Source organism: Kitasatospora sp. NPDC048715 (genome assembly GCF_043198905.1).
GTDB classification, from domain to species: Bacteria; Actinomycetota; Actinomycetes; order Streptomycetales; family Streptomycetaceae; genus Kitasatospora; species Kitasatospora lactacystinica.
The window spans coordinates 142,793-164,604 of the sequence record NZ_JBICVH010000021.1 but is presented as its reverse complement, the minus strand read 5'-3'; the positions used below and the strand labels follow the sequence as shown (position 1 = coordinate 164,604).

Genomic DNA, 21,812 nt, shown 5'->3' with positions numbered 1-21,812 from the left:
CGCGGGACCGTGGACGGCATGGAGACGACACGGGACACGGGCTGGAACCGGGTGGTGCGGGGAGCCGGGTACGCGGCGGCGGGGTGGGCCGCGGCCTTCGCGCTGGTGCATCTGTACTGGCTGGCGGACGGACGGCTGGGGCTGCCGGACGGGCGGTCGGTGTGGAGCAGCACGCCGCTGCTGGTGATCGACGTGATCGCGATCCCGTTGTGCGCGGTGGCCGCCGCGGTGGCGCTGGCGCCGCTGCGGCGGTGGGGCGCACGGGTGCCGGCCCGGCTGCTGGGCACGGCGCTGTGGGGCACCACCGCGCTGCTGGTGCTGCACGCCGCGCCGTCCGTGCCGGACTGGATCGCGCTGGCCGTCGGCAGCCGCTCGAGTGCCGAGCTGGACGCGCCGGCCCGGTTCGCGACCTTCGGCTACGAGCCGTTCTTCCTGGCCGGCGGCCTGCTGTTCGCCGCCGCCTCGCTCGGGCACCGGGTGCCCGGCCGGTCGGCCGTGGTGAGCCGGTCAGCGGCTCGGTGAGCAGGGCGGTGAGCCGGTCGCCCGGTCAGCCGGTCAGCCGGGCGGTGAGCCAGTCGGCGGTGGCGGGGAGCCAGTCCGGCAGGGCGGTGCCGAGCAGGTGGTTGCCGTGCGGCACGAGGAGCAGTTCGGCGTCCGGGGCGTGCTCGGCGAGGGCGGTGGCGGCGGTGACGCCCGGGATGCGGTCCTCGCCGCCCTCGACCACCAGCAGCGGGACGGTGATCGCCGGCGCGAGGGCGGTCAGGTCGATCCGCTCGACGAAGGCGCGGGCCGCCTGGTACCCGCCGCAGCGCTGCGCCAGGGTCGCGGTGACGAACGGGACCAGGCCCTCCCAGTCCAGCCGGTACGGGCCGCTGACCATCGCGGCGGCGCGCAGCCGCGGCTCGCGGGCGGCGGCCACGGCCGCGTAGTGGCCGCCCAGGCTGAGGCCGATCACGGCGGTCCGGTCCGGGTCCAGCCCCGCACGGCCGGTCAGCGCGTCGAGGGCGCGGCCGACCACCCGGTGGTACTCCGGCTCCGGCGCGCTGCCGGCGGCCAGCACGCCCTGTCCGGGCCCGTCGACGGCGAGCACCGCGACGCCCCGGGCGAGCAGGGCGTCGGCGACCGCGTGGAACTCCTCCTTGCCCGAGTCCATCCCCGGCACCACCAGGACCACCGGGGCCCGGCCGCCGCTCCCGTCGGCCGCCCCGCCGGCCGCCGGGCGGCGCAGCCAGCCCGCGAAGCCCTCCCCCTCGACCCGCTCCGCCTCCGGGTCGAGCAGGGCCAGCGCCCGCCGCATCGCCTCGTCGGCCTCCGCGGCGGCCCGGGCCGCGGCCGCCCGGTCGGGGTGCGGGAGCAGCCCGGCGAAGTGGTACCAGCGGGCGGCGCTCCGGTACCGCTCGCCGGCGGTGACGGTGCGGCCCTCGGCGGCGGCCCGCTCCGCCGCCCCGGCGTGCCGGTGGCCGGCCGCCCGGCAGGCGGCCGGCCAGTCGTGCGGGGAGGTCAGCGGGGCGGTGACCCGGGCGTACTCGTACGGGTCCAGGCCGGCGCCGTGGGCGCGCGGCCGGTTCTCCTCGACGAAGGCGGGCAGCAGGCCGGGGGTGTCGAGGAAGGAGAGGTCGGGCACGGCGGGGGTTCCCTTCGAAGTCGTTCGCGTCGTTCGCGTCGTTCGGAGCAGGCGTCGGGCAGGCGTCGGGCGGGTGCCGGGCGGGCATCGGGCGGGCGTCAGGCGAGGGTCAGGACGGCCTTGCCGCGGATCCGGCGCTCGCGCAGGTCGGTGAGCACGGCGGCGGTCTCCGCCCAGGGCGCGACCCGGCCGAGCTCCGGGGTCAGCCGCCCCTCCCGGGTGAGGCGCACCAGGGTGGCCAGGTCGGCGCCGTCCGGGACGTCCGAGTCCGCGTAGTGGAAGTGCCGGACGACCGCCGACTCCGGGCCCGCGAAGAAGTCGAAGAAGTCGAGCGTGACGGGCGTCCGGGAGGCCTGGCCGAACCAGATCAGGGTGCCGCGCCGGGCCAGCCGGGCCAGCGCGAGCGGCAGCGCGGCGCCGCCGGTGGACTCCAGCACCAGGTCGTACGGACCGCGCGCCTCGCCCGGCTCGTGGACCACCTCGGCCGCTCCCAGCTCGACCAGCCGCCGGCCGCGCTCCGGGGAGGCGGTGACGGCGGTCAGCTCGGCCCCGGCCGCGGCGGCCAGCTCTGTGACGTAGTGCCCGACGCCCCCGGAGGCCCCGGTGAGCAGCACCCGCCGTCCGGCCAGCGGCCCCGCCGCCCGGAGCAGCCGCAGCGCGGTGAGGCCGGCCAGCGGCAGCGCGGCGGCCCGTACGGTGTCCAGGCCGTCGGGCAGTTCGGCGAGGGAGGAGGTCGGGACGCACACGTACTCGGCCCACCCGGCGGCGGGCGGATGCCCGACCACCCGGCGGCAGACGGCCGGGCCCGACCCGTCGGCGGCGGCCTGCACCACCAGCCCGGCCACGTCCTTCCCCGGCCGCCACCCGGCCCGGGGCGCCTCCAGCTGGAAGGTCTCGCCCCGGTTCACCGAGAACGCCTCCACCTTCACCAGCGCCTCCCCGGGCCCCGGCCGCGGCTGTTCCACCTCCGCGAACCGCACCGGCTCCGCCGCCCGCCCCGTCGCCACCAGCGCCTTCATCCCCGCTCCTCCGTCGGTAACCCCCTCACCCCACCGCGCGCCGCCCCGGCCGGTCCAACAACCGCGGGACGACGGCGACAACCACCGGTTGTCCGGCCGGGAGCGACGGGCCGCGGCGGCACCACGCGGCACGGCGGAGCGAAGCGCCCGGCCGCGGGGCGGCGACGACCCACCCGACCGCGCCGCGACCGCGACCGGGGCCAGGGCGGGGTCGGGTGCCCCGCGGGAGTGCGCGGGCAGGCCCTAAGGTGCCCGGGTGGATCTTGATCTGGCGCAGGTGCGGGCGTTCGTCGTGGCGGCCGAGGAGTTGCACTTCGGTCGGGCGGCCGGGCGGTTGGGGATCAGCCAGCAGGGGCTGTCGAAGCGGGTGGCGCGGCTGGAGGCGGTGCTGGGGGTGCGGCTGCTGGACCGGGACGCGCGCGGGGTGGGGCTGACCGGGGCGGGGCTGCGGTTCCTGGAGCCGGCCCGGCGGGCGCTGACGCAGGGGGAGCGGGCGGTGGCGGCCGCGGGGTGCGCGGCGCGGCCGCTGCGGATCGACGTGTGGGGGCACCTGTACGCCCCGATGCGTACGCTCGCGCAGGCGGTGGACGCGGCGCCGGGGCTGCAGGTGGAGCCGGTGCCCGGCCGGGACCTGCCGTCCGTCGCGGCGGCCGTGCTGCGCGGGGAGTCGGACGCCGGGTTCGGCCGGGTGCACCGGCTGCCGGGCGGCGGGGGCGAGTTGACGCACCGGCTGGTCCGGCTGGAGCCGGTGGACGTCCTGCTGAGCACCGGCCATCCGCTGGCCGGCCGGGACGTCCTGCGCCCGGACGACCTGCGGGACAGTGTGCTGCGCTACCCGGCGGCGGTGGACCGGCTGGACTTCCTGACCCGCTTCGCCGAGCGCTTCGGGATCGCCCGCCGGGTCGGCTCGACCAACCTGGGCCTGGAGCACTTCGTGGACCAGGTCCGCGCCGACCCGGCGTGCTTCTCCCTCGTCCCCGCCGACGGCCCGCCGCCCGGGCGCCCGGGTGTCCGCACCGTCCCGCTGGCGGACCCGACCCCGCTCTACGCCTGGTCGCTGCTCTGGCGCACCGGTCCGGACACCGACCCGCACCCCCGACTGGACGACCTGCTGCGGGCGTTCACCACCGGGGCGGCCCGCCACCGGTGGCTGGAGTACGACCCGGCCCGCGACTGGCTCCCGGACGCCGACCAGGCCGCGCTCCGCCCGTGACGGGCGCCCCGACCGCCCCGACCGCCCCGGCCATCCGACGGCCACCCCGGCCACCCGCCGCCACCCCGCCGCCCCAGCGGCCCGGCGGCCACCGGCGGCCACCGGCTCAGGAGGTCCGGAGCCAGGTGTCCTTGACCCGATCCACCGAGCCGTCCGCCGCGTAGTAGGTGACGGTCGCCGCGTCGGTGCCCGGCTTCGCCAGGATGCCGTAGTAGCGGAACGGGGAGTCCCCGACCACGACCGGCACCGCCTCGGTGGTGCCGCCGCTCTTCCAGGCGACCACGACCTTCGTGATGTCGGCCTGGACCCCCTCGATCACCACCGGCGGGACGCCCGCGCCGTCGTTGAGGCCGAGCGACGAGCCGCCGCTGACGCCGGGGAACCCGCCCGGCGCGGAGACCGCGTGCAGGGTGTCGTCCGCCTGCCGCTTGCCGTCCACGGTGTAGTAGTAGTTCACCCTGTCGATGCGCGTGTTCCAGTTGTCGTCGATGTCCTTCTGGGTGACCGGCTTCGCCGCCGGGTTGGCTTCGTGCCGCTCCGCCTGGATCATCCGGGCCTGCTTGGCGAACGCCTCCTTGTCGGGGACGGCCGGCCACAGCGCGGTCCAGGCCTGCCAGGTGTGGCCGTTCGCGCTGCCTTCGGCGACCTTGACCCGGACGGGGTTGAACGGGTCCCGGGTGGTGGGCGCGCCCGTGGTGCTCACCGCGGTGGCCGAGGCCGCGGCCGAGGCCGCCACCACGGTCGAGACGGCCTGCCGGCCGCGCTCGCCGAGCACCGCCGTGCCCCCGGCGATGCCGGCGACCAGCACCGCCGCCACCCCGGCGGTCAGCAGCCGCCGGTGCCGCAGTCGCCGCCGGCCGCCGGCGACCAGCCGGTCGTACGGGACCGTCCCGGTCTCGACGCTCCCGGCCAGTTCGCCCAGGGCCCGCACGGCCGCCGTCTCGTCTCCGGTCGCCGTGTTCCCGGGCAGGAACTCGTTGCTCATCTTGCCCCTCCGATGCTGGTCAGTCCGATGAGTGAGGAGGCCCCGCGGAGCTTGGCCAGGCCTCTGGCCGCCTGGCTCTTGACCGTGCCGACCGAGCAGCCCATCGCCACCGCGGTCTGGGTCTCGCTGAGGTCCTCCCAGTACCGCAGCACCACGGCCTGGCGCTGGCGCGGCGGCAGGGTGCCGAGTGCGGCGAGCAGCACGGCCCGGTCGTCCGGGTCGGCGCCGGCCGGTGCGGGCCGGTCCGGGAACTCGGTGACCGGGTACTCGACCAGCCGCCGCCGGAACCGTCTGGCGTGCTCGTTGATCACGATCCGGCGCACGTAGGCGTACGGGTCGTCCGCGGCACGCACCCGGTTCCACGCCGCGTACGCCCGCTCCAGCGCCTGCTGGACCAGGTCCTCGGCGCCGTGCCGGTCCCCCGCGAGCAGGAACGCCGTCCTGAGCAGCCGTGACCACGCGCTGCCGACGAACGTCCGGAACTCCTCGTCCCGGGCGGTCTTGTGGGCTCCCATGAGCACCTCCTCAACCTCCCGGAGCCCGGGACGGCCTCGGACCGTTGCCCGCCGTTCGCGATTCGCCGCCGACGGCTGTGACACTGGAGGGGCTCGAAAACCGAGGTGCGCTCCGCCGTGCCTCCTTGCGAACCTAGAGGGATGCCCGCAGTGAGTTCTCCCGCAGTCCAGTCCGCCACCGTCCCCGCCGAGGGCCCCGGAATCGGCGGGCTGGCCGCCCGTCTGCCCGAGCTGACCCTGCGCGACCAGGTGCGGATCGGGCGCCGGCTGGAGGGGGCCCGCAGGGTCCGCAAGCCCGAGGCCCGGCAGAAGGTCGCCGCCGAGATCGCCGCCGAGATCGACCGCGCCGAGGCGGTCGTCGAGCGGCGCCGGCGCGCCGTCCCGAGGATCGGCTATCCCGCCGAGCTCCCGGTCAGCCAGAAGAAGGACGAGATCCTGGCGGCGATCCGGGACCACCAGGTGGTGATCGTCGCGGGCGAGACCGGCTCCGGCAAGACGACCCAGATCCCGAAGATCTGCCTGGAGCTCGGCCGTGGCGTGCGCGGCCTGGTCGGCCACACCCAGCCGCGCCGGATCGCCGCCCGCACGGTGGCCGAGCGGGTCGCGGAGGAGCTGGACAGCCCGCTCGGCGAGGCGGTCGGCTGGAAGGTCCGGTTCACCGACCAGGTCGGCCAGGACACCCTGGTCAAGCTGATGACGGACGGCATCCTGCTCGCGGAGATCCAGACCGACCGTGACCTGCACCAGTACGACACCCTGATCATCGACGAGGCGCACGAGCGCAGCCTCAACATCGACTTCATCCTCGGCTACGTCAAGCAGCTGCTCCCCCGCCGCCCGGACCTCAAGGTCGTGATCACCTCCGCGACCATCGACCCGGAGCGCTTCGCCCGGCACTTCGGCGACGCCCCGATCATCGAGGTCTCGGGCCGCACCTACCCGGTCGAGGTCCGCTACCGGCCGATCGTCGACGAGGCCGACGACGAGGCGGACGAGGCCGACCGCGACCGGGACCAGGTCCAGGCGATCTGCGACGCCGCCGAGGAGCTCCAGGCCGAGGGCCCCGGCGACATCCTGGTCTTCCTCTCCGGCGAGCGCGAGATCCGCGACACCGCGGACGCCCTCGGGAAGCTGAAGCTGAAGAACACCGAGATCCTGCCGCTGTACGCGCGGCTCAGCTCGGCCGAGCAGCACAAGGTCTTCCAGCGCTCCCGCAGCCGCCGGATCGTGCTGGCCACCAACGTGGCCGAGACCTCGCTGACCGTCCCCGGCATCAAGTACGTGATCGACCCGGGCAGCGCCCGGATCTCCCGCTACAGCCACCGCACCAAGGTGCAGCGGCTGCCGATCGAGGCGATCAGCCAGGCCAGCGCCAACCAGCGCAAGGGCCGCTGCGGCCGTACCTCGGACGGCATCTGCATCCGGCTCTACTCGGAGGAGGACTTCCTCTCCCGCCCCGAGTTCACCGACGCCGAGATCCTGCGCACCAACCTGGCCTCGGTGATCCTCCAGATGACGGCGGCCGGCCTCGGCGACATCGCCGCCTTCCCGTTCCTGGACCCGCCGGACTCGCGCAACATCAAGGACGGCGTCGCCCTGCTGCACGAGCTGGGCGCGCTCGACCCGGAGGAGAAGGATCCGCGCAAGCGCCTGACCCAGCTGGGCCGCAAGCTCGCCCAGCTCCCGGTGGACCCGCGGATGGCCCGCATGGTGCTGGAGGCGGACCGCAACGGCTGCGTCCGCGACGTCATGGTGATCGCCGCCGCGCTCTCCATCCAGGACCCGCGCGAGCGCCCGGCCGAGAAGCGCCAGGCCGCCGACGAGCGGCACAAGCGGTTCAACTCGGAGACCTCCGACTTCCTGTCCTACCTGGCGATGTGGCGCTACGTCCGGGAGCAGCAGAGCGAGCTCTCCTCCTCGGCGTTCCGCCGGATGTGCAAGGCGGAGTTCCTCAACTACCTGCGGATACGGGAGTGGCAGGACATCTACGTCCAGCTGCGCACCGTCGCCAAGCAGTTGGGCGTGACGATCGAGGAGCCGCACCCCGACGCCGAGCCGGACGCCGACCGGATCCACCAGTCATTGCTGGCCGGCCTGCTCTCCCACATCGGTCTGTTCGACGTGGAGAAGCGCGAGTACGGCGGTGCGCGCGGCGCCCGCTTCGCGGTGTTCCCGGGCTCCGGCCTGTTCAAGAAGCCGCCGCGCTGGGTGATGTCGGCGGAGCTGGTGGAGACCTCCCGGCTCTGGGCGCGGATCAACGCGAAGATCGAGCCGGAGTGGGTCGAGCCGCTGGCCGGCCACCTGATCAAGCGCAGCCACAGCGAGCCGCACTGGGAGAAGAAGGCCGGCGCCGTCATGGCGTACGAGAAGGTGACCCTCTACGGGATGCCGGTCGTCGCCCAGCGCAAGGTCAACTACGGGAGGATCGACCCGGAGCTCTGTCGCGAGCTGTTCATCCGCAACGCGCTGGTCGAGGGCGACTGGGAGACCCACCACCGGTTCTTCGCGGAGAACCGCAAGCTGCTCGGCGAGGTCGAGGAGCTGGAGAACCGGGCCCGCCGCCGGGACATCCTGGTGGACGACCAGACCCTGTTCGACTTCTACGACGCCCGGCTGCCCGACGAGATCGTCTCCACCCGGCACTTCGACTCCTGGTGGAAGAAGGCCCGGCACGAGCAGCCGGACCTGCTGAACTTCGAGAAGTCGATGCTGATCAACGACGCCGCGGACGGCGTCACCGAGGCCGACTACCCGGACCACTGGCAGCAGGGCAAGCTCCGCTTCAAGCTGACCTACCAGTTCGAGCCGGGCAGCGACGCGGACGGCGTGACCGTGCACATCCCGCTGCCGGTGCTGAACCAGGTGACCGCGGAGGGCTTCGACTGGCAGATCCCCGGTCTGCGGGAGGAGCTGGTCACCGCGTACATCAAGTCGCTGCCGAAGGCGATCCGGCGCAACTTCGTTCCGGCGCCGGACTTCGCCAGGGCGGCGCTGCGTGCGGTGAAGGACCGCCAGGAGCCCCTGCTCCCGGCCCTGGAGCACGCCCTGAAGCGCCTGACGGCGGTCACCGTGCCCCCGGAGGCCTGGGACGACGACCGGGTGCCCGATCACCTCAAGGTGACCTTCCGGGTGGTGGACGGCCGCAAGAAGCTCGCCGAGTCCAAGGACCTGGAGGAGCTGCGGCTCCGGCTCAAGCCCAAGCTGAAGGAGACGCTCTCCTCGGCCGCGTCCGGCCAGGGCATCGAGCAGAGCGGGCTGACCGCCTGGCCGGCCTCGCTGCCGGTGCTCCAGCGCACCTTCGAGCAGCGTTCGCGCGGCCACTCGATGCGCGCCTACCCGGCCCTGGTGGACGAGGGCCCGTCGGTCGGCGTCAAGCTGTTCGACACCCCGGAGGCGCAGGCCCGGTCGATGTGGGAGGGGACGCGGCGGCTGCTGATGCTGACCACCACCTCCCCGGCCAAGTCCATCCAGGGCCGGCTGGGCAACCAGGCGAAGCTGGCGCTCTCGCACAGCCCGCACGGCTCGATCGGCGCCCTGTTCGAGGACGTCGTGGCCGCCGCCACGGACCGGCTGATGACCCTGGCCGGCGGGCCGGCCTGGGACGAGGCGGCCTTCGGCAAGCTGCACGACAAGGTGCGCACGGACCTGTACGACCTGTCCGCGGACACCACGCTGAAGACGGCCACCGCGCTGATCGCCTTCCACAAGGCCTCGACCCGGCTGAAGTCGGTGAGCAGCCCGGTGCTGCTGAACGCGGTGAACGACGTCCGGCTGCACCTGGCCTCGCTGGTGCACCCGGGCTTCGTGACGGCCACCGGCTGGCAGCGGCTGCCGGACCTCAAGCGCTACCTGCTGGCGGTGGACCGCCGTCTGGAGGCGCTGCCCAACCACCCGCAGCGGGACGCCCAGCAGCTGCTGAAGGTGCAGCAGGTCCAGCAGGAGTACGGGGAGCTGCTGGCGGCGGTGCCGGCCGGGCACCAGCCGTCCGCGGAGGTGCGGGCGATCCGCTGGATGATCGAGGAGCTGCGGGTCAGCTTCTTCGCCCAGTCGCTGGGCACGCCGAGCCCCGTGTCGGAGAAGCGGATCACGAAGGCGATGGCGGCGGCGCGGGCGACGCTCTGACCCGGGTGGCCGTGTGAGCTGCGGTGGGCCTTCAGGAGCCAGTTCGACCTGGGGGCCCACCATGGGCTACAGTCTGTCTTGTTCGCAGCGCGGCAAGCGAGTGAACGAGATCAGGAAACACTCTGGTCCCGTGGAGCAGTTGGTTAGCTCGCCACCCTGTCAAGGTGGAGGTCGCGGGTTCAAGTCCCGTCGGGATCGCCGCAGTGCGAGAGGCCCGGAACCGTCAGGTTCCGGGCCTCTCGCTTTTGACCGTTCGGCCCACTACCCCGGCCAGGTCTAGACCACAAGTGACGGACCGTGTGACGGTCGTCACGGAACCTCCCCAGGAATCGGCCTCGCGCGACCCTTCTCGGAACCCCGTTAATTTAATATGTAAAATTGTACAGCTATTCACTGTAAATCCCCCCCGCCCCACGCGCATCAAATCGTTATCCGGAGTTCAACATTCCGACCACTCGCCCGGGCGCGGAACACCCTCGGGCGGGCACGACAAAGGGGCCGCTTACCGGACCCGGCGGAGTCCGGTAAGCGGCCCCTTTAAAGAGCCTTTGGCCTATCAGGCCTCAGTGCGCTGGGCGGGAATCCCAGCAAGCAGAGCGCGCACCTCCGCCTCACGGTAACGGCGGTGACCGCCGAGCGTGCGAATCGACGTCAGCTTGCCCGCCTTTGCCCAGCGAGTGACCGTCTTCGGGTCCACGCGGAACATGGTGGCAACCTCTGCCGGCGTCAGCAGCGGCTCAGCATCAGGGGTACGAGCGGTCATGAGCGGCCTCCTCGGGAGAACCGAACCAGGGCGGTTCTATCCTTCAAATTCTGCACCTTGGCCCGCGATGCCCGAAATGGCATAGACGGGCCGAGTCGGTTATAGGACGAACGGCTTGTCCTGGTGTCTACAACTACACCATCCGTCCAGCCCTATCGACCAAACCGCCAAAATTGACCCCTCACGGGTTCAAGGCCGACGGATGGCGATGGACCACCCCATAACGGACAGTCACATAGCGATGACATCCGGTTACGAAGGGACCAGACCCTCCGTTTCCCCGCAAAGCACGCATCGACTCCAGAACCACCCAAAAGTGGGCACGCTCACGTGAAGTTGGGCTGGTTGTCCCATTTTTGCACATAGGGGTAAGTTCGCGTCAACGGTGAGTAGTGTCACGTTCGGCAGCTATTGACCCGAACCAGGACCTTGGTCATCGGACGTGCAGTGCTTAGGACTCTTACAGTCATACACGCGCGGTCGGACATCAGTTCGCGTGCCGCAGCGCCAGCACCCGGCGCCACCGCACCGTCAGCTCCCCGTACACGCGCAGCGCCTCGGCGGTGTCCCCCGCCCGCAGCGCCCGCAGCCCCTCCTCCAGTTCCCCCGCCGAACGGTCCGCCAGCAACCGCTCCGGGCCCAGCAGATGCACCAGGCCCCCGTAGTCCAGTTCCACCAGCGAGCGCGGATGGAACTCCTCCAGCCAGCGCCCGACCCGCTCCGCCCCCTGCACCAGCTCCCCGTCCGGCACCGCCTCGCGCAGCGCCCGGAAGGCCCGCGCCACCCGCCGGCGCGCCTGCGCCATCGGCACCAGGTAGAACAGCGCCGCCGGCCGGCCCCCGGGCCTCTCCTCCCCTTCCCCTCCCGGTCCGTCCGCGGGTCCGTCCCCGCCCGGCACGAAGCAGCGGTCCTCGTCCCCGAACGGCAGGAACCAGCGCACCGGCACCTCCCACCGGCTGGTCAGGATCCACGGCCGGGCGTCCGGGTGCTCGGCCCGCCAGCGCTCCAGGTCCGCCTCGGCGGCCGCCCGGGTCACCGGCGGCAGCGCGGTGTCCAGCAGCGCCACCGGCGCCCCGGCCCGCAGCTCCTCCAGCGCCTGCCAGCTGCGCAGTCGGGTCGCCCACGGGCAGACGTACAGTACGCCGTCCACCACCCGCAGGTACGCCCGCCCGCTCTCCCGCTCGGGCAGCGCCCGGGGCGTGCGGGCGGCCAGCCCGGCGAGCGCCTCCCGCTGCTCCTCCAGCACCGCCGCCGCCACCGGCTGCGACGGCTCGGCGGCGTCCGGACCGCGCTCCGCCGCACAGGCCTGCCAGTGCGCCCGCTCGGGCTCCGGATAGGCGGCCAGCGGCTCGTAGACCCGCAGGTGGGCGGCGTAGGGCGGTTGTACGGAAGTACGTACGACGGTCACGTCCTGCATGGTCGCACGCACCGCCCGGCCCCGGGAGGGCGCGCCCCCGAACCCGTTCGCGCCCGCACCCCGTCCGCCTTCCCGTCTCACTCCTCGGACGACCGGCCCCAGCTCGGACAAGACGGCCGATCGGCGGCACGGGCGCGGCTACGCTTCGCCTCAGACGCCCGCACCACAGCAGCGGGCCTTCGATACTGGAGTCACCACAGTGACCGACGTACAGACCCCCGCCACGCACTCCGCACCCGGCGTGCTCAGCAGGATCTTCCGTACCGAACAGGACGGCGCCCCCGGCGACGGTCACGAGCAGGTCGTCCTCTGCCACGACCGCAGCTCGGGCCTGAAGGCGATCATCGCCATCCACTCGACCGCCCTGGGCCCGGCCCTCGGCGGCACCCGCTTCTTCCCGTACGCCTCCGAGGAGGCGGCGCTGGAGGACGCGCTGAACCTGTCCCGCGGAATGTCCTACAAGAACGCGCTGGCCGGCCTGGACCTCGGTGGCGGCAAGGCCGTCATCATCGGCGACCCGAACAAGGACAAGAACGAGGCGATGCTCCGGGCCTACGGCCGCTTCGTCGAGTCCCTGCGCGGCCGCTACATCACCGCCTGCGACGTGGGCACCTACGTCCAGGACATGGACGTCATCGCCCGCGAGACCGAGTTCGTGACCGGCCGCTCGCCCGAGCACGGCGGCGCCGGCGACTCGTCCATCCTGACCGCCTTCGGCGTCTTCCAGGGCATGCGCGCCAGCGCCCAGGCACGCTGGGGCCAGCCGACCCTGCGCGGCAAGCGGGTCGGCGTCGCGGGCGTCGGCAAGGTCGGCCACTACCTGGTCGGCCACCTGGTCGCGGACGGCGCCACGGTCGTCGTCACCGACCCCTTCGAGGCCGCGGTCAACCGGGTGCGCGCCGCCCACCCGGAGGTGGAGGTCGTCGCCGACACCACCGCCCTGCTCCAGGCCAAGCTGGACGTCTACGCCCCCTGCGCCCTCGGCGGCGCGCTGACCGACGCCACGGTCGCCGCGCTGGGCGAGTTCGGCACCTCCGTCGTCTGCGGCGCGGCCAACAACCAGCTGGCCCACCCGGGCGTCGAGAAGGACCTGGCCGACCGCGGCATCCTCTACGCGCCGGACTACCTGGTGAACTCCGGCGGCGTCATCCAGGTCGCCGACGAGATCGACGGCTTCAACTTCGATCGGGCCAAGAACAAGGCCACGAAGATCTTCGACACCACCCTGGAGATCTTCACCCGGGCGACGGCCGACGGCATCCCGCCCGCGGTCGCCGCCGACCGCCTGGCCGAGAAGCGGATGCGCGAGATCAGCGCCCTGCGCACGGTGCTGCTGCCCGGCGCCCGCCGCGCCTGACGGGTCGACAACCGACCCGGTGATGCGCGGGGGGGCCGTGGGGACGGTCCCCCCGCGCATCACGATGTGGAACCGGATTCTCACTTCTCCCGCCGAACGGGTGATCCGAGGCCCCCCTAGGGGGGATAATCAGTCCTGGAACGACGGACCTCAGACACCTCTGGACAGCGCGCAAAACGCCGCAAAACCTCCCTTGACCTGGGAAGACCTGGTCGCGGGTGCGGTCGGTGCGCGCCACGTCACACCGACGACGTACCGTCCAGCGGCGGAAACAGGTACCGTTAATGCTCCAAGGGACGGTCCTCCCATTCGGGCAGGCCGGTCCTGATCATGAACACGTGTCAGACTCGGGGCCGTGAGCCCCATCGTTGAGGGGGTCGACCCATGGGGCGCGGCCGGGCCAAGGCCAAGCAGACGAAGGTCGCCCGCGAGCTGAAGTACAACAGCGGCGGGTTCGACGCTAACCGTCTGTCCAACGAGCTGGGCGTATCTCCGTCCACCGCCTCGATCGAGCCGGAGCCGATCGAGGAGGAGGAGGAGGACGACCCGTACGCGGAGTACGCAGCCCGCTACGCCGACCTCGACGACGAGGACGACAACGGGCCAGGCACCGGGGCGTCCCAGGCCTCCCGCCGCTCGTAGCCACAGCAGTCCCGCCGACCGGTTCGGGCACCCGCCAGGGCGCCGGACCGGTCTTCGGCGTTCCCTCGCGCCGGACCGCCCCGCCCGGCGTTCCCCCGTACGGTCCGCCGACCCGTTCCGCACGGTCCGCCGACCGCCTCCACCGCACGCGAGAGGGCCCCTCCGGTGCTCCGGAGGGGCCCTCTCGTCGTCACGCCGGGGTCAGCTCGCCCGGAAGCCCTCGTAGGCGTTGTAGAGGGCCGCGCCGCCCTCGTGCCCGTCGCCGCGCTCGACGATGTCGCCGAGCAGCCAGGCCTCCACGCCGCGGTCCTCCAGGATCGACAGCACGACGTCCACCGAGTGCGGCGGGACGACCGCGACCATGCCGACGCCCATGTTCAGCGTCTTCTCGATCTCCAGGGTGGCCACCTTGCCGACCTCGGCGACGGTCTGGAAGACCGGCAGCGGGGTCCAGGTGCCGCGGTCCAGGCGGGCGTGCAGGCCGTCCGGGACGACCCGGGCCAGGTTGGCCGCCAGGCCGCCGCCGGTGACGTGCGAGAAGGCGTGCACCTCGGTGGCGCGGGTGAGCGCCAGGCAGTCCAGCGAGTAGATCCGGGTCGGCTCCAGCAGCTCCTCGCCGAGGGTGCGGCCGAACTCCTCGACCTTGCGGTCCAGCTTCCAGCCGGCCTCGTTCAGCAGCACGTGGCGGACCAGCGAGTAGCCGTTGGAGTGCAGGCCGGAGGCGGCCATCGCGATCACCACGTCGCCGGCCCGGACCCGGTCCGCGCCGAGCAGCGCGTCGGCCTCCACCACACCGGTGCCGGCGCCCGCGACGTCGTACTCGTCCGGGCCCAGCAGGCCCGGGTGCTCGGCGGTCTCGCCGCCGACCAGGGCGCAGCCGGCCAGCGCGCAGCCCTCGGCGATGCCCTTGACGATCGCGGCGACCCGCTCCGGGACGACCTTGCCGACGCAGATGTAGTCGGTCATGAACAGCGGCTCGGCGCCGCACACCACCAGGTCGTCGACGACCATGCCGACCAGGTCGTGGCCGATGGTGTCGTGCTTGTCCATGGCGGCGGCGATGGCCACCTTGGTCCCCACGCCGTCGGTGGCCGAGGCCAGCAGCGGCCGCTCGTAGTTCTTGAAGGCGGACGCGTCGAAGAGGCCGGCGAAACCGCCGAGACCGCCGACCACCTCGGGGCGGTTGGCCTTCTTCACCCACTGCTTCATGAGCTCGACGGCGCGGTCGCCCGCCTCGATGTCGACACCGGCGGCGGCGTAGGTGGCACCGTTCTGGTTGCTGGTCACTGCGTGCGGCCCTTTCGGGTCAGGTGGGGGTGGTTCTACGGAACAGCAGGGGGTGGAACAGCGGTGGGGCCCCGGTTCACGGGACCCCACCGTCGGTTCGTTACGGCCGGCGCAGCGCGTCGGCCGCGCCCGCCCCGCCGAGCAGCGACTGGACGCCGTCCAGGTCGCTGCCGCTGGTCGGCTTGCCGCGGACGGCCGGCGGCTGCTGGCCGCCCTTGATCTCGGCCTCCAGCAGGAGCTTGCCGAGCAGCGCCGGGTCCGGCAGCTCCATCGGGTACTCGCCGTCGAAGCAGGCCCGGCAGAGCCGGTCCTTCGGCTGCGCGGTGGCCTCGATCATGCCGTCGATCGAGATGTAGGAGAGCGAGTCCGCGCCGAGGGTGCGGCCGATCTCCTCGATGGTCATGCCGTTGGCGATCAGCTCCGCGCGGGTGGCGAAGTCGATGCCGAAGAAGCAGGGCCACTTCACCGGCGGCGAGGAGATCCGGATGTGCACCTCGGCGGCGCCGGCCTCGCGGAGCATCTTCACCAGCGCGCGCTGGGTGTTGCCGCGCACGATCGAGTCGTCCACGACCACCAGGCGCTTGCCCGCGATGACCTCGCGCAGCGGGTTGAGCTTGAGCCGGATGCCGAGCTGGCGGATCGTCTGGCTGGGCTGGATGAAGGTGCGGCCCACGTAGGCGTTCTTCACCAGGCCGGAGCCGTACGGGATGCCGCTGGCCTCGGCGTAGCCGATCGCGGCGGGGGTGCCGGACTCGGGCGTCGCTATCACCAGGTCGGCATCGACGGGCGCCTCCTTGGCCAGCCGGCGGCCCATCTCCACGCGGGAGAGGTGCACGTTGCGGCCGGCGATGGAGGTGTCGGGGCGGGCCAGGTAGACGTACTCGAAGACGCAGCCCTTGGGCTTGGCCTCGGCGAACCGGGAGCTGCGCATCCCGTTCTCGTCGATGGCGATGAGCTCGCCGGGCTCGACCTCGCGGATGAAGGAGGCGCCGCAGATGTCCAGCGCCGCCGTCTCGGAGGCGACCACCCAGCCGCGCTCCAGCCGGCCGAGCACCAGCGGGCGGATGCCCTGCGGGTCACGGGCGGCGTAGAGGGTGTGCTCGTCCATGAAGACGAGCGAGAACGCGCCCTTGACCTGGGGCAGCACGACCTTGGCCGTCTCCTCGATGGAGAGGTCCGGGTGGCCGGCGAGCAGCGCCGTCACCAGGTCGGTGTCATTGGTCGCGGCGCTCCGGCCGGAGCGCGAGACGTGCTCCTCGCCGGGGAGTTCGGCGACCATGGCCGCCAGTTCGGCGGTGTTCACCAGGTTTCCGTTGTGCCCGAGGGCCAGCGAACCGTGAACGGTCGCCCGGAAGGTCGGCTGGGCGTTCTCCCAGACCGAGGAACCGGTGGTCGAGTAGCGGGCGTGTCCGACGGCGATATGCCCGTGCAACGACCCCAGCGATGCCTCGTCGAAGACCTGGGAAACGAGGCCCATGTCCTTGAAGACGAGAATCTGGGAGCCGTTGCTCACTGCGATGCCCGCGGATTCCTGACCGCGGTGCTGCAGGGCGTAAAGGCCGAAGAACGTGAGCTTGGCGACCTCCTCGCCGGGAGCCCAGACACCGAAGACGCCACAAGCGTCCTGGGGGCCTTTCTCACCGGGAAGAAGATCGTGGTTGAGTCTTCCGTCACCACGTGGCACGCCTTCGAGTCTAGGGCAGTTGACCCGGGCTGTCGGACCCCGGGACTGCGGGTTTGTCCGGCGATCGCGAGTTGATGCGCGTAGACAAAACCCCTTACCGGCCGGGGATTTCGGGTGGGGGGAATTCCGGCGGGCGCCGCTTGGCCTTGTGGTTCGCGCCTGTTGGGGAGTTCCGGGTGCGCGGCGGCGGGGGTCCGGGCACGGACGAACGTGAGCCTGCTCACCCGGCGTTCCCCCACCCGTCGCCCGCCGGTCGCCCACCGGTCGGGCGGTCGGGCGGTCGGGCGGGCGTTCAGGCGGTCGGGCGGGCGTTCAGGCGGCCGGCAGCAGCAGGCCCCAGGCTCCCGGGTGCACCGTCCAGGTCCGCGCCCGGACCGGACCGACCGGGCGGCCGTCCGCCTCGTAGTCGAAGCCCCGCCCGACCACCGACACGCTCGCCGCCCGGGCGCGCACCAGGGCGCCGGAGGCGGCGACCACCACGTCCATCTCGCCCGTCCCGTCCGAGGCACCGGACGGGAGCGTGACCTGGACCAGCCGGACCGGCCGGTGGACGTCCGCGAGCAGTCGGCCGTCCGCCTCGACCCGGACCCGGGAGCTGTGGTCGGCGCCGTCCTCGGTGAGTGCGTTCGCCTGCTCGGCCGCAGCCAGTTTCGCCCATAGCGAACGCCAGCCACCCGAACGGCCCACCATGCGCCGCGCACCCCCGCCGGTGATCCGCACCCCGCCCAGCGCCACCCCGCCACCGTCGTCCACCAGCAGGTCCAGCCGGCGCGGCGCGCCCGACAGCACCGCCCGCGCGGCCCGGACCGGCTCCCCCGGCACGCCGAGCGCGCGGGCCGCCGCCAGCTCCTGCGAGCGGCCGACCGGAACCATCCCCACCGGTTCCGTGCCCAGCTCACGCTGGCGATGCAGGGCCTGGAGCACCCGCTGCAGCGCGAGGTCGGAACCGATCACCACCGGTCGCCTCCGGCCCCGGTGCGAAAGCACCCGGTCGAGCTCGGAAGGGCTCTCCGGAAAGGCCACCTTCACGTCCGCGCCCCCGCAGAGCACGTCCTTCGCGATCCGCACCGACTCGCCGTCGGTCTGCCGGGCCACCGGGTCGAGGAGCAGCAGGAGCGGCTCCGGGCCGCCGGTAGCAGGCGTGGACAGGGACGACACGACCGGTCCTTCCTCAGGTAATCTCTCGGTGCAAGAGCCCCTTGCGCCATTGCGCCAGGGGCTTCGTCTATCTCGGGGCAGACTGCGGCCTACGCAGGATGCCCCAACCGGAAGGGGTGTACGCCTGTGCCGGCACTCGTGCTCGTTGGCGCTCAGTGGGGAGACGAGGGCAAGGGGAAGGCCACCGACCTCCTCGGTGGCTCCGTGGACTACGTGGTCCGCTACCAGGGCGGCAACAACGCCGGTCACACGGTGGTCATCGGCGACCAGAAGTACGCCCTGCACCTGCTCCCTTCCGGAATCCTCAGCCCGAACGTGACGCCGGTGATCGGCAACGGCGTCGTGATCGACCCGGCCGTGCTGCTCTCCGAGCTGGCCGGCCTGAACGAGCGCGGCATCGACACCTCCAAGCTGCTGATCTCGGGCAACGCCCACCTGATCACGCCGTACCACCGCACCCTGGACAAGGTCACCGAGCGCTTCCTCGGCAAGCGCCGGATCGGCACCACCGGCCGCGGCATCGGCCCGACCTACGCGGACAAGATCAACCGCGTCGGCATCCGGGTCCAGGACCTGTTCGACGAGTCGATCCTGCGCCAGAAGATCGAGGCGGCGCTGCACGACAAGAACCAGATCCTGGTCAAGCTGTACAACCGCCGCACCATCCCGGCCGACCTGGTGGTCGAGGAGTACCTGGGCTACGCGGAGAAGATCAAGCCCTTCCTCTCCGACACCACCCTCGTCCTGGACGAGGCGCTGAAGGCGGACAAGGTCGTCCTGCTGGAGGGCGGCCAGGGCACCCTGCTCGACGTCGACCACGGCACGTACCCCTTCGTGACCTCGTCGAACCCGACCGCGGGCGGCGCCTGCACCGGCGCCGGCATCGGCCCGACCAAGATCGACCGGGTCATCGGCATCCTCAAGGCCTACACCACCCGCGTCGGCTCCGGCCCGTTCCCGACCGAGCTGCTCGACGCGGACGGCGAGGCGCTGCGCCGGATCGGCGGCGAGCGCGGTGTCACCACCGGCCGCGACCGCCGCTGCGGCTGGTTCGACGCCGTGATCGCGCGCTACGCGACCCGGGTCAACGGCCTCACCGACTTCTTCCTCACCAAGCTGGACGTGCTGACCGGCTGGGAGCAGATCCCGGTCTGCGTCGCGTACGAGATCGACGGCAAGCGGGTCGAGGAGCTCCCCTACAACCAGTCGGACTTCCACCACGCCAAGCCGATCTACGAGACGCTGCCGGGCTGGACCGAGGACATCAGCAAGGCGAAGTCCTTCGCCGATCTGCCGAAGAACGCCCAGGCGTACGTGAAGGCGCTGGAGGAGATGTCGGGCGCGCCGATCTCCGCCATCGGCGTCGGCCCGGGCCGCGACGAGACGATCCAGATCAACTCGTTCATCTGAGTCGGAACCCGCTCTTCACCGAGGGCCCCGCAGGACGCACCGTCCTGCGGGGCCCTTCGTCGTCCCGGATCCTCCGCGCTGGATCCTCCGCGCTGGATCTTCTGCACTGGATCTTCTGCACTCAGGCTTTTGCACTAGTTCAAACACCTATTGCCTCTAGTGCACAATCGGGCTACGTTCGGATCATGACCGCGAAGCAGCCCGCACCCGTCACCCTCACCGGCCGCCACATCCGCCTGGAGCCGCTGGAGCGCCGCCACCTCGCCGACCTCTGGACCGCCATCGGCCCCGACCCCGACGTCTGGCGCTGGACCATGTCGCCGCAGCCCGGCTCGCAGGAGGAGCTCGGCGCGATCCTCGACACCCGGATCGCGGAGGCGGCCGCGGGCGAGTCGGTGAACTTCGCCGCCGTCGACCTCGCGAGCGGCCGGGCCGTCGGCGTCACCGGCTACCACGACCACAGCGCGCCGGACGAGTCCGTGGAGATCGGCGGCACCTGGTACGCCCGCTCGGTCTGGCGCACGGCGGTCAACACCGAGGCCAAGCTGCTGCTCCTGCGCCACGCCTTCGAGGACCTCGGCATGGGCCGGGTCTTCTGGAAGACCGACGCCCGCAACGAGCGCTCCCGCGCCGCGGTCCTGCGCCTCGGCGCCCAGTACGAGGGGACCCTGCGCCGCCACCGGCTGCGCCCCGACGGCAGCTGGCGGGACAGCGTCTACTTCTCGATGCTCGCCGACGAGTGGCCGGCGGCCGAGTCCCGGCTGACGGAACGGCTCTCCCGGGGCTGAGCCGCGCCCCGGCCGGCCGCGCGGCTACTTCCGGTCCCCCGCGGCGGCATGGCCGGCCGCCAACTCGCGCTTCACCGCGCGAAGTTCGGAGGGCTTGACGTTCACCAGCCAGACCAGCCAGCCGACGAACAGGACGGCGAGCAGGAGCGCCGACAATCCGGCGACGAGAAGCGCATTCACCGGGATGCGGAAATGCGCCGGGACGGGTGGGGCCGGTGGGGCCGATGGGGAAGGCCGAGTACGGAGGGGAGGGGCATGGCTGTCTCCGGTCGATGATTTCGGGCGCCGCGACCATGCATCTGATGTGTCATTACGGCCGATTGACGACTGTTTGACGACTGTTTAGGCGGCAACAAGTCAGCGAGTGACACGGATGACCATAGGGTCAAGGTGCCAGAGTTGCTACCGAGCGGAAGGACGTTCACTCCATCGTGGGGTATCCCCCATTTCGGTAGCTAGGGCCCGGCACGCGCGGCACACTTCACCGGAAGCATCGACGCCAGCCGCGACCCGGAGAAGAGAGTCATGCCACCCCGCTTGTCGCCGACCGTGCGCCAGCAGCGCCTCGGGATCGAGTTGCGCAGGATGCGCGAGCTCGTGGGCGTCACGCCCAAGAGCCTGGCCGCCACCATCGGCACCGACCTGCCCAAGATCTCCCAGATGGAGAACGGGAAGTCGGGCATCAGCGCCGAGCGGCTCCGGATCTGGGCACTCACCTGCGGTTGCGCGGACGGCCCCTACCTGGACGCGCTGCTGACGATGACTCAGGACCGGCGCAAGTACTGGTGGGACGGCTACCGCGGCCGGCTGCCGAACGCGATCATCGACATCGCGGAGATGGAGCACCACGCGTCCTCCCTCTCCATCCTGAACAGCACCTTCATCCCCGGACTGCTGCAGACCCCGGAGTACGCCGCCGCGGTGTTCGAGCGGCTCCCCCCGCAGTACCGGCAGGAGGCCGACGTCCGGAAGGCATTCCGGATTCGGCGCCAGCAGATCTTCGTCGACCACCCGAAGCCGTACAGCGCATTCCTGCACGAGTCCGCGCTGCGCATGCAGTTCGGCGGTCCGGAAGTACTGCGCGACCAGTTGCGGAGCCTGTTGGAGAATTCCGAACGGCCCGGTGTGGAGATCCGGGTGATCCCGTTCAGCGTGCCCACCTACACCGGCTCCGGAGAGAGCCTGTACCTCGCCCGCGGACCCGTCCCGGAACTCGACACCGTCCAGATCGATCTCTCCCACGGGCCGAAATTCGTGCACACCCAGGCCGAATTGGCCTCCTACCGCCGGATCAAGGAGGAGACCGCGGCCATCGCGCTCGGGCCGGACGAGTCCCGGGACTTCATCCGGGCCTTGCTGAAAGACTTCGCATGAGTACCTGGCGCAAGGCCTCGGCCAGCGGCGAGAGCACCGACTGCGTCGAGGTCAGATCGGCGGGCGAGCTGGTGGAGATCCGAGAGTCCGACCGGCCCGAGGTCGTCGTGCAGACCACCCCCCGCAAGTGGGCCGCCTTCGTCCGCGGGGTGAAGTCCGGGGAGTTCGACCGGTACGGCGACTTCAGCCGGCCGTGACGCCCGGCCCGGACGTGCCGTCCACGCCGCCCCGGAAGTGCCGTCCGCCCCGGGCCCGGAAGCACGGTCCGACCCGCTCCGGACCTGCGGTCCACCCCGCTCCGGAAGCCCGGTCCGCCCCACTCCGGAAGTGCGGTCCGCCCCGGCCCGCCGCGTGCGCCAGGACCCCCCGCTTGCCCTAGGCTTGCAGCCCACAGTGGACCCCTGCGCCTGACACGGCACTCCGGGTGGGGTGCGCGTGCGGGAGAAATCGGAGC

Annotated in this window: 19 protein-coding genes and 1 tRNA gene; 10 read left to right on the top strand and 10 right to left on the bottom strand. The window is 72.3% G+C overall.

Annotation, left to right across the window (positions count from 1 at the left end; all coding sequences use genetic code 11):
* Positions 1-18: 18 nt before the first annotated feature.
* Complete coding sequence (locus ACGFSC_RS34375; protein WP_359897962.1) at positions 19-522, top strand: DUF3995 domain-containing protein; 504 nt, start codon at positions 19-21, stop codon at positions 520-522.
* Between the two features lie 25 nt (positions 523-547).
* On the opposite strand, the gene ACGFSC_RS34370 is transcribed toward ACGFSC_RS34375, so the two are convergent.
* Together ACGFSC_RS34370 and ACGFSC_RS34365 are read right to left on the bottom strand one after the other, a co-directional pair.
* The gene (locus tag ACGFSC_RS34370; protein WP_359897963.1) at positions 548-1,624 is read right to left on the bottom strand and encodes an alpha/beta fold hydrolase; all 1,077 of its coding nucleotides are present in this window, start codon (positions 1,622-1,624) and stop codon (positions 548-550) included.
* A gap of 98 nt (positions 1,625-1,722) precedes the next feature.
* Complete coding sequence (locus tag ACGFSC_RS34365; protein WP_359897964.1) at positions 1,723-2,643, bottom strand: zinc-binding dehydrogenase; 921 nt, start codon at positions 2,641-2,643, stop codon at positions 1,723-1,725.
* Between the two features lie 256 nt (positions 2,644-2,899).
* Between ACGFSC_RS34365 and ACGFSC_RS34360 the strand changes: the two genes are divergently transcribed.
* The gene (locus ACGFSC_RS34360) at positions 2,900-3,856 is read left to right on the top strand and encodes a LysR family transcriptional regulator (RefSeq protein ID WP_359897965.1); all 957 of its coding nucleotides are present in this window, start codon (positions 2,900-2,902) and stop codon (positions 3,854-3,856) included.
* A gap of 106 nt (positions 3,857-3,962) precedes the next feature.
* Here ACGFSC_RS34360 and ACGFSC_RS34355 read toward each other — a convergent pair whose 3' ends face one another.
* Positions 3,963-4,841, bottom strand: coding sequence for a hypothetical protein (locus ACGFSC_RS34355; protein WP_359897966.1), 879 nt, complete (start codon positions 4,839-4,841; stop codon positions 3,963-3,965).
* A complete protein-coding gene (locus tag ACGFSC_RS34350; RefSeq protein ID WP_359897967.1) occupies positions 4,838-5,356 on the bottom strand; it encodes a SigE family RNA polymerase sigma factor in 519 nt (172 codons plus the stop codon). Before ACGFSC_RS34350 ends, ACGFSC_RS34355 begins: the two co-directional genes overlap by 4 nt.
* A 141-nt stretch (positions 5,357-5,497) precedes the next feature.
* On the opposite strand from ACGFSC_RS34350, the gene hrpA reads away from it, so the two are divergent.
* A complete protein-coding gene (hrpA, locus tag ACGFSC_RS34345; RefSeq protein ID WP_380635216.1) occupies positions 5,498-9,478 on the top strand; it encodes an ATP-dependent RNA helicase HrpA in 3,981 nt (1,326 codons plus the stop codon).
* Positions 9,479-9,602: 124 nt separating this feature from the next.
* Positions 9,603-9,676 (top strand) — tRNA-Asp (locus ACGFSC_RS34340).
* Positions 9,677-10,034: 358 nt separating this feature from the next.
* On the opposite strand, the gene bldC is transcribed toward ACGFSC_RS34340, so the two are convergent.
* Together bldC and ACGFSC_RS34330 are read right to left on the bottom strand one after the other, a co-directional pair.
* Positions 10,035-10,241: a developmental transcriptional regulator BldC gene (gene bldC / locus ACGFSC_RS34335; protein WP_014137253.1), complete on the bottom strand. Its 207-nt coding sequence runs from the start codon at positions 10,239-10,241 to the stop codon at positions 10,035-10,037.
* Between the two features lie 487 nt (positions 10,242-10,728).
* Positions 10,729-11,658 carry a hypothetical protein gene (locus ACGFSC_RS34330; RefSeq protein ID WP_359897968.1) on the bottom strand — a complete coding sequence of 310 codons (930 nt, stop codon included), beginning with the start codon at positions 11,656-11,658 and terminating at the stop codon, positions 10,729-10,731.
* Between the two features lie 199 nt (positions 11,659-11,857).
* On the opposite strand from ACGFSC_RS34330, the gene ACGFSC_RS34325 reads away from it, so the two are divergent.
* Together ACGFSC_RS34325 and ACGFSC_RS34320 are read left to right on the top strand one after the other, a co-directional pair.
* Entirely contained in the window at positions 11,858-13,015 is a 1,158-nt protein-coding gene (locus tag ACGFSC_RS34325; RefSeq protein ID WP_359897969.1) for a Glu/Leu/Phe/Val dehydrogenase dimerization domain-containing protein, read from the top strand.
* Positions 13,016-13,399: 384 nt separating this feature from the next.
* Positions 13,400-13,657: a DUF3073 domain-containing protein gene (locus tag ACGFSC_RS34320; RefSeq protein ID WP_359897971.1), complete on the top strand. Its 258-nt coding sequence runs from the start codon at positions 13,400-13,402 to the stop codon at positions 13,655-13,657.
* A gap of 201 nt (positions 13,658-13,858) precedes the next feature.
* Here ACGFSC_RS34320 and purM read toward each other — a convergent pair whose 3' ends face one another.
* From purM to ACGFSC_RS34305, 3 genes are all read right to left on the bottom strand, one after another.
* A complete protein-coding gene (gene purM, locus ACGFSC_RS34315; RefSeq protein ID WP_359897972.1) occupies positions 13,859-14,944 on the bottom strand; it encodes a phosphoribosylformylglycinamidine cyclo-ligase in 1,086 nt (361 codons plus the stop codon).
* A 100-nt stretch (positions 14,945-15,044) separates the two neighbouring features.
* Positions 15,045-16,628, bottom strand: coding sequence for an amidophosphoribosyltransferase (gene purF / locus ACGFSC_RS34310; RefSeq protein ID WP_359897974.1), 1,584 nt, complete (start codon positions 16,626-16,628; stop codon positions 15,045-15,047).
* A gap of 312 nt (positions 16,629-16,940) precedes the next feature.
* Positions 16,941-17,786, bottom strand: coding sequence for a diacylglycerol kinase (locus tag ACGFSC_RS34305; RefSeq protein ID WP_359897975.1), 846 nt, complete (start codon positions 17,784-17,786; stop codon positions 16,941-16,943).
* A 126-nt stretch (positions 17,787-17,912) separates the two neighbouring features.
* Here ACGFSC_RS34305 and ACGFSC_RS34300 point away from each other — a divergent pair, with 126 nt between their 5' ends.
* Both ACGFSC_RS34300 and ACGFSC_RS34295 read left to right on the top strand, forming a co-directional pair.
* Positions 17,913-19,196, top strand: a complete 1,284-nt coding sequence (locus ACGFSC_RS34300) for an adenylosuccinate synthase (protein ID WP_359897977.1) — start codon at positions 17,913-17,915, stop codon at positions 19,194-19,196.
* A 185-nt stretch (positions 19,197-19,381) separates the two neighbouring features.
* Complete coding sequence (locus ACGFSC_RS34295) at positions 19,382-19,984, top strand: GNAT family protein (RefSeq protein ID WP_359897979.1); 603 nt, start codon at positions 19,382-19,384, stop codon at positions 19,982-19,984.
* Between the two features lie 24 nt (positions 19,985-20,008).
* Here the strand turns inward: ACGFSC_RS34295 and ACGFSC_RS34290 are convergent, their stop codons facing one another.
* Complete coding sequence (locus tag ACGFSC_RS34290; RefSeq protein ID WP_359897981.1) at positions 20,009-20,164, bottom strand: hypothetical protein; 156 nt, start codon at positions 20,162-20,164, stop codon at positions 20,009-20,011.
* Positions 20,165-20,509: 345 nt separating this feature from the next.
* Between ACGFSC_RS34290 and ACGFSC_RS34285 the strand changes: the two genes are divergently transcribed.
* Together ACGFSC_RS34285 and ACGFSC_RS34280 are read left to right on the top strand one after the other, a co-directional pair.
* The gene (locus ACGFSC_RS34285) at positions 20,510-21,358 is read left to right on the top strand and encodes a helix-turn-helix transcriptional regulator (RefSeq protein WP_359897983.1); all 849 of its coding nucleotides are present in this window, start codon (positions 20,510-20,512) and stop codon (positions 21,356-21,358) included.
* On the top strand, positions 21,355-21,555 hold the full coding sequence (locus ACGFSC_RS34280) for a DUF397 domain-containing protein (protein WP_359897985.1): 201 nt from the start codon (positions 21,355-21,357) through the stop codon (positions 21,553-21,555). The genes ACGFSC_RS34285 and ACGFSC_RS34280 overlap by 4 nt, the downstream gene beginning before the upstream one ends.
* The last annotated feature ends 257 nt before the right edge of the window (positions 21,556-21,812 follow it).